This window comes from Pseudomonas sp. ICMP 8385 (assembly GCF_002699915.1).
Classification (GTDB): domain Bacteria; phylum Pseudomonadota; class Gammaproteobacteria; order Pseudomonadales; family Pseudomonadaceae; genus Aquipseudomonas; species Aquipseudomonas gessardii.
On sequence record NZ_LKBY01000166.1, the window covers coordinates 1 to 5,562 of the forward strand.

Annotated in this window: 5 protein-coding genes and 1 pseudogene; 3 read left to right on the forward strand and 3 right to left on the reverse strand. The window is 51.4% G+C overall.

The features are described from left to right. Window positions 1-94: 94 nt before the first annotated feature. The 3 genes and pseudogenes from AO268_RS32585 to AO268_RS33455 all read right to left on the reverse strand — a co-directional run. Window positions 95-763 (reverse strand): DUF1566 domain-containing protein, encoded by a 669-nt coding sequence (locus AO268_RS32585; RefSeq protein ID WP_141562869.1) that lies wholly within the window; start codon window positions 761-763, stop codon window positions 95-97. Between the two features lie 53 nt (window positions 764-816). Next, window positions 817-1,368: a DUF1566 domain-containing protein gene (locus AO268_RS32590; RefSeq protein ID WP_141562870.1), complete on the reverse strand. Its 552-nt coding sequence runs from the start codon at window positions 1,366-1,368 to the stop codon at window positions 817-819. A gap of 723 nt (window positions 1,369-2,091) precedes the next feature. Continuing rightward, window positions 2,092-2,577 (reverse strand): annotated as a pseudogene (locus AO268_RS33455) (S24 family peptidase); the annotation flags it as partial. A gap of 653 nt (window positions 2,578-3,230) precedes the next feature. On the opposite strand from AO268_RS33455, the gene AO268_RS31205 reads away from it, so the two are divergent. Genes AO268_RS31205 through AO268_RS31215 form a run of 3 tightly spaced genes read left to right on the forward strand, consistent with a single transcriptional unit; the run spans window position 3,231 to window position 5,555 of the window. Further along, window positions 3,231-3,539 (forward strand): transposase, encoded by a 309-nt coding sequence (locus AO268_RS31205; protein WP_099170821.1) that lies wholly within the window; start codon window positions 3,231-3,233, stop codon window positions 3,537-3,539. Between the two features lie 8 nt (window positions 3,540-3,547). Then, window positions 3,548-4,237: an IS3 family transposase gene (locus tag AO268_RS31210; RefSeq protein ID WP_257154493.1), complete on the forward strand. Its 690-nt coding sequence runs from the start codon at window positions 3,548-3,550 to the stop codon at window positions 4,235-4,237. After that, a complete protein-coding gene (locus tag AO268_RS31215) occupies window positions 4,179-5,555 on the forward strand; it encodes an IS30 family transposase (protein ID WP_099170823.1) in 1,377 nt (458 codons plus the stop codon). The genes AO268_RS31210 and AO268_RS31215 overlap by 59 nt, the downstream gene beginning before the upstream one ends. Window positions 5,556-5,562: the final 7 nt, after the last annotated feature.

Consider the following 5,562-nt stretch of genomic DNA (forward strand, 5'->3'; position numbering starts at 1 on the left):
CTCGGCGTCGGCGAAGGTCATCTGCTTCATCGGGAAACTCGGTGGGTGGGGTCGCGGTATTTTGCCAAATCAGAAAGTCTTTTTCAGAGTTTCCTTAGGCAGTGAGGTAGATTCTACGTGTCGGGCGGACTGAGAGAGGAGTCAGTTTTGAATGCCTGCCTTGGCTGTATGTAGAGAGGTCCAAGGCATACGCATGGTTGTTAGCTCCGGCTTCTTCCATGCTAGACCAGTAGTAGTTGCCATTGAAATTTAATCGGATAGATAGATTTAAACACACTTGGTGAAGTTCGGCAGGCGCGGGAAGGTAGAAGTCTTTATGTCCGTCCGCCTGATATTCAGCTGCGGCCTTTGCTGCTGGATGTTCAGAGTCTTCGTCCAGTAGCATTATAGTGTTACAGTGTCCGTCCATTTTGCTCTTTGCTTTGCTACTTATGCCATGACCGCCCCATGTATATGTTGTGGGTAAGTCTTTTTCGGCTACGATGAGGTAGTGAGCGGGCACATCACCGAGCGTGTCAACCAATCCTGCATTTATCCCACCCTGACAAGGCCATAACTCTCCTACTTCTGGGATTTTGGCAAATGGCTTGAGAGAATCGCAAGGGCCTACCGGGTCTGGGATATCAATTTCAGTGCATTCGCACTCTTTGGGGATGCATCCAATTTGTGTAAATACGTTAACGACGATTTGAGTGGTCGGATCTGATACGGGAATTATAATAGAGGCATTGTTGTGTTTTATGACGATCGATTCGTTAGTCATGATCTAACTCTTTTCCTTGAGTTTGTATTGGGAGGGGGATTGGGTTTTGAGTATTATGTGTAAACTCGGCGCGCAGGGCGAACATAAAGTGGATAGTCTCTTTGGTACCAGTATAAGTCGCCTACCTCGACTGTCATCATATATGTGGAATTTTCTTGTGGTGCCTGCATGCTTGTCCAATGTATATATTCTGACGCGGAAGATATGAATGCCTGTGGGATATTTACCCACCCTTGATAGAGCTCGGCGGGAGCTGGAAGATAGAAATCATTATGGCCGTCTGCTTGGAACGCGATGCAGGCGCTAGCTGCTGGGTGTGTACCTGGCTCCCCCAGAAGGATCGTAGTGTTAAGTAATCCGTCAGTTTTACTAATGGCTTTGCTTTTTGATCCGAGTGACCCTGCTGGGAATTTACCTGAGTCTTTGCTGGCAAAGATGAGGTAGTGTTCTGGAACGTCTCCACGTGCCTTTACTAAGCCTGCGTTAATTCCGCCTTCACCGGGCCATACATCGCCAATCGCTGGTGGAGTTTTTTCTGTAACCGGAGGAAGGCTTGTTGTGCTGTTATCGTTGGGTGTATCAGTTTTAAACTCTTCGAGTTTCATATGTCGCCTCTTCAATTAAAATAGCTAAATACCATTAGGTAATTGGTGGGATATGTGTAGCCAATGCGCGCTTGCACAACTTTTCTATTGTCTGCGCAGATTAGGATGCTTGTGGCGTGTCGGGTGAGCTGCTCTGAAAGTTCGCTTAAGTTTCGTGGTTTTTTCAGGCGCCGCTTCCCTGTAGCAAAATGCAGCGTGTAGGGGCATGCAACGGAGGCATGCTTTACTGGGACTGTTTTTGCATTTGGTTAATTTACCACTTGGTTTCTGGCGGTCAATGCATTTTGGTAAATATTTTTGGTAATTTTTTTTGTTTTAATTTATAAGTTACTGAAATTTATTGGTTTTTTACGAAAAAAACCGCTTTGCGTGGAGTGTTTGGATGGGGTGGATCGTCGGCCGTCCTGCCTGTCGGAGCGTTGAGGCTCTAGGACCATGCCAAATTAGACGGCCTTGAAGATAGTGACGGTGTGTGATGGGGGGGGGCTTTCGGATAGAGGCGTTTGGTCTCGCTGTTGTTGCTGGAGGGCGGTGGCTGTGGATAGTTCTGTCTCCGCCCGACTGGTCGTTATCAGTGCTCCTTTCTCTCCAAGGTAATGCTAGAGCCGGCAGGGGTGGGCGATGATCTGAAACCAAGGCTGGTGATATTCAGCGATCTAAAGGAAGGATTCGGATCTGTCTCCTGAAATTTTGCTTTGTCACTCTACTCCTTGGCTAATGGGGCTACCTGGCGTACATACCCCACCAAAAGACGTGACCAAGAATGCTGATCTGCTCATCCTGCAACTGCTGGAAGCCGTAATCCTCATCCGGGTGGTCTTCGCGATTGAAGCTTCGCAATCTAACCCCAGAAGGAAGCCTGAAAAGCTGTTTGACCCTCAGTTGCCCGTTATGGTTGATGGCGTAGAGATCTCCATCAATAATATCGCCGAGGCTCGTCCTGCCCACGTTAATCCCCACGGTGGCGCGATCGCGCAGGACGGGAGTCATGCTATTGCCGCGGACGGTGACGCATTTTGCATTGGTGAATTGAACGCTGTTTTCGCGCAGTTTCTGTTTGGCGAAGCGCAGAAACTCCCCATTATTTTCCTCGATGGCAAAACGCCCTGATCCTGCCGCCAGCTCAACCTCTTTGAGAAATGGGACGCATACTTCATCTTCATTGAGAGGGGTCTTATCATCCCAAATGCTGATCTGCTTAAGGTGTATCTCGGGTTGGTTGCGCGGTTGTGCGGCGTCCGAAACGATGCTGGAGGACAGGTCTACACTGGTCAATGGACGGTCAAGTGCTCCAGGCTCCAGCCCACACCTCTGTTCAAAGTCGCGCGCCATCTTCTCCCCAATATTTCGTAGATGTTCGGCCTTTTCGGTGAACAGCCTTGAAATATAGGATGGCTGCTTGGCGACCTTGGCGGCGAAGTCAGCGTCTTTTCCTCCGAAGTCACGATCAATGATCTGGCGTACTCGGGCTCTACGTATGTCTTTGATTTCCATCTCTCAATTAAAACCTTTATTTCCCTTTGGGGAAATCACCTATTGCGGTGAATATTTATGGCCTCTTCATACGAACGTGAGTCATGAGGACTGCTAACTCAGGATCTCCCTATTCGTAAGCCTCAGGTTTATGGTTTATCTCTGGAAATATCCCTACCTCGTAGGTCGGTTCGGTGTTGCGCTATTCGTCCGCTATCGCGTTCATAGAAATTCCCGGCGGATTCTAGGGCTGTTAATAGGCGAGTTATTTAGGAGGCTATAGGGTCCTATCGGGGTACGAGTTGTCCAGGGGGGGAGGTAATGTGAACTGGCCTAATGCTCCCGGACACCTCTTAAGGGCGATATGATTCGCCCAATCAGGAGGTTCCATGCAAGAGCGAAAGACCTACACCCGCGAGTTCAAGCAACGTGCTGCAAGCATGGTTCTTGATGATAGCTGCTCAGTTCCTGACGTCTGTGCATCGATGGACGTTGGGCCTACGGCTCTGCGCCGCTGGATTGATCAGGTTCGCAAAGAACGCCAGAAAGGGCAGCCAGTGGCAGGTACTAAGGCAATCAGCGACGAACAGCAAGAGCTTCAACAGCTGCGAGCCAAGGTCAAGCGCCTGGAGACCGAGGCTGAAATCTTAAAAAAAGCTACGGCTCTCTTGATGTCGGATCCCGATCGTTTTTCCTGATCGAAGAGCTGAGAGAGTCGAGCTCATATCCGACCCGCCTTCTTTGTAGTGTGTTGAGCGTTTCCCGCAGCGCGTTTTATGACTGGCTTAAGCGTCGCTCAGCGCCGAATACCAAGCGTGACGCGCTCAGAGCAAAAGTCGTGCAATTGCATGACGAAAGCCGGGGAAGTGCAGGCGCGCGGATGATCTCTCAGCACTTGAAGGCCCAGCAGATCAAGGTGGGACGACATCTGGCCGGAAAACTCATGGCGGAGGCAAATCTGGCCAGCAGACAGCGCCGCCGCCATCAGTATCGCTCTAGAGGCGTCGAAGCATTTGTAGCCAAGAACCTGCTCGAGCGTAACTTCGAGCCAACCGCAATCAATCAGGTCTGGTGCGGCGACGTTACCAGCCTGATGGTTGGTAAACGCTGGTATCACTTGGCAGCGGTCATTGATCTGTTCGCCCGCCGAATCGTTGGCTGGGCGTTTTCTCTGATCAATGACGCCAACCTGGTTAGCAGGGCGCTGAGAATGGCGGTGGAGGTTCGAGGTAAACATGCAGGCTTGATGTTTCATTCGGATCAAGGCTGCCAAGGCGGATTCAACCGGTCGTCGCAACACCTTGATCGAGGTGTTTATGGGACGACCCGCAGGATGGATGCAAAAATTGACGGGGCGGGGAGCGATGCGTTCTCCAGGTGCACCCTCACTTCGTAATGAGATCGAGCGGCTATTTTGGGTGCAGATTGCAACAGGCATCACAAGCGAAAAGGCAGCACATGCCGTTGGCGTATCAACAGCGGTAGGTACACGCTGGTTCCGTCATCGAGGCGGGATGCCATTATTCATGTCGAATCACATATCAGGACGATACTTATCGTTTGCTGAGCGAGAAGAGATTGGGCTGCTTCGAGCGCAAAGTGTTGGCGTTCGTGAGATTGCCCGTCGTCTTGGACGAAGCCCATCGACAATTTCACGGGAGCTGACACGAAATGCTGCTACCCGTTGCGGTCGGCTTGAATATCGCGCGTCAGTAGCGCAATGGAAGGCAGAACTGGTGGCCAAGAGGCCGAAACCAGCGAAACTGGTCACGAACCCGCGACTGCACCAGTACGTACGCGACCACCTTGAGGGCAAGGTTCAAGACGCCGATGGTCGTGAGATTTCTGGGCCTCAGCAAGCGCCCTTCAAAGGCAGAAATAAACCGCATCGCAGTGACCGTAAATGGGTCAATGGCTGGTCGCCTGAACAGATTGCCAACCGACTCCAGATCGATTTTCCGGATGATGAATCCATGCGCATCTCTCATGAAGCCATATATCAGGCGCTCTACATTCAGGGTCGAGGAGCTCTCAAGCGCGAACTGGTGAGCTGCCTGCGCTCAGGACGAGCATTGCGAGTGCCGAGAGCCAGAGCGCAGGCCAAAGTGTGGGCACACGTCAGCGAGGACGTCATGATCTCCAGTCGCCCTGCTGAGGTAGAAGATCGGGCTGTACCCGGGCATTGGGAGGGCGACCTGATCATCGGTCTGAACCGTTCTGCGATTGGAACTCTGGTCGAGCGCTCAACTCGATTTACCATGCTCGTCCATCTGCCTCGCGAGAAAGGTTATGGGCTAATTCCCCGCACGAAGAACGGCCCGGCGCTGGCTGGCTATGGGGCTGTTAGTATGGCCAACGCATTGAAAAAGTCGGTGACTGATCTTCCCATCGAGCTGTGGCGATCTTTGACCTGGGATCGTGGAAAGGAGCTGTCGGATCACGCTCGATTTACCATCGAGTCCGGAGTAAAAGTTTTCTTTGCTGATCCACATAGTCCATGGCAGCGCGGCACAAACGAAAATACGAACGGCCTTCTACGGCAATACTTCCCGAAAGGCACTGACCTTTCTCGTTGGAGTGCCCAAGAAATACAGGCGGTAGCTCACGTACTTAACACTAGACCTCGAAAAACACTCGGCTGGAAAACACCTGCCGAAGCACTGGATGAGTATCTAAAGTCTGTACAACAACCCAGTGTTGCGACGACCGGTTGAATCCGCC